The following is a 1,597-nucleotide window of genomic DNA, read 5'->3' on the forward strand; positions in this document are numbered from 1 at the left end:
CCTTAATTCCGCAACACTATAATTTAACTTTATTTATAAGTTCCTGAGCAACAAAAAGTTGCTCAGGATTTTGCCATGTCAGATTTTTCACTTATCTTAGTGTTGCAATTCAAAACAAGCGTAAATCGTAACAAGACATGGCAAAGGTACAAATAAAATCTGAAAAACTCACACCTTTTGGAGGAATTTTTTCAATCATGGAGCAATTTGACTCCATGCTTTCACCTATTATCGACCAGACACTTGGTCAGAGATGCAGCAGTATCATCGGATATCAGTACAGCGAAATTATTCGTTCTCTGATGAGCGTGTACTTCTGTGGCGGTTCATGCGTGGAGGATGTAACATCGCATCTGATGCGTCATCTCTCGTATCATCCGACCTTGCGCACATGCAGCTCTGATACCATCCTCAGAGCCATCAAGGAACTGACACAGGAAAACATCTCATATACTTCCGATAAGGGCAAGACCTATGATTTCAATACGGCAGACAAGCTCAACGCCTTGCTTATAAAAGCCTTGGTTTCCACTGGTGAACTGAATGAGGTGGAAACCTACGATGTTGATTTCGACCATCAGTTCCTTGAAACAGAGAAGTATGATGCAAAACCGACATACAAGAAGTTCCTCGGCTACAGACCTGGCGTATATGTCATCGGTGACATGATTGTCTATGTCGAGAACAGCGATGGCAACACAAATGTGCGCTTTTATCAGGCTGAGACCCACAAGAGATTCTTTGCCCTACTGGAAGCCAACAGCATCCGTGTGAATCGCTTCAGAGCCGACTGTGGTTCGTGCTCGAAGGAAATTGTCAGTGAGATAGAGAAGCATTGCACGCACTTCTACATCCGCGCCAACAGATGCAGTTCGCTCTACGATGACTTGTTTTCACTGAGGGGATGGAAGACGGAGGAAATCAACGGCATCCAGTTTGAACTCAATTCCATTCTTGTTGAGAAATGGGAAGGCAAGTGCTATCGTCTTGTCATTCAGAGACAAAAGCGCATGGATGGAGAGCTTGACTTGTGGGAAGGTGAATACACCTACAGATGCATTCTTACCAACGATTATGACTCATCAACAAGAGACATCGTCGAATTTTACAACAAGCGTGGGGGCAAAGAGCGTATATTCGATGATATGAACAACGGATTCGGCTGGAACAGGCTCCCCAAGTCGTTCATGTCAGAGAACACCGTATTCCTTCTGCTTACGGCATTGATACACAATTTCTATAAGACCATCATTAGCAAGCTTGACACCAAGGCTTTCGGGCTCAAGGAAACGAGTCGCATAAAGGCTTTTGTCTTCAGCTTCATCTCCGTACCTGCCAAGTGGATCATGACAGCAAGGCAATACGTGCTGAATATCTATACAGAAAACCGGGCTTATGCAAGACCTTTCAAAACAGAATTCGGATAAGAATCCTTTCTTTCCGGTTAGAATCTGCGTATTACCTCAAGTCGCATCGTGGGGTAAGGGGATGGTGGCTACATATTGATGTTGTGCTGTTGCTTTTTACTGAAAGCTGCTACTAACGACTCATAAATCTACCCTTAATCGTGTATTGGATGATAGTTGCGGATTTTAGG

The 1,597-nt window shown here is 43.9% G+C and carries 1 protein-coding gene; it reads left to right on the forward strand.

Translation table 11 applies throughout. The annotated features are described in order from the left end of the window. Positions 1-137 precede the first annotated feature (137 nt). Positions 138-1,427 (forward strand): IS1380-like element IS614 family transposase, encoded by a 1,290-nt coding sequence (locus tag HMPREF0106_RS00140; protein WP_005813368.1) that lies wholly within the window; start codon positions 138-140, stop codon positions 1,425-1,427. Positions 1,428-1,597 lie beyond the last annotated feature (170 nt).

Origin of the sequence: Bacteroides sp. D22 (assembly GCF_000163675.1) — a bacterium.
In the GTDB taxonomy this organism is placed as follows: domain Bacteria; phylum Bacteroidota; class Bacteroidia; order Bacteroidales; family Bacteroidaceae; genus Bacteroides; species Bacteroides xylanisolvens.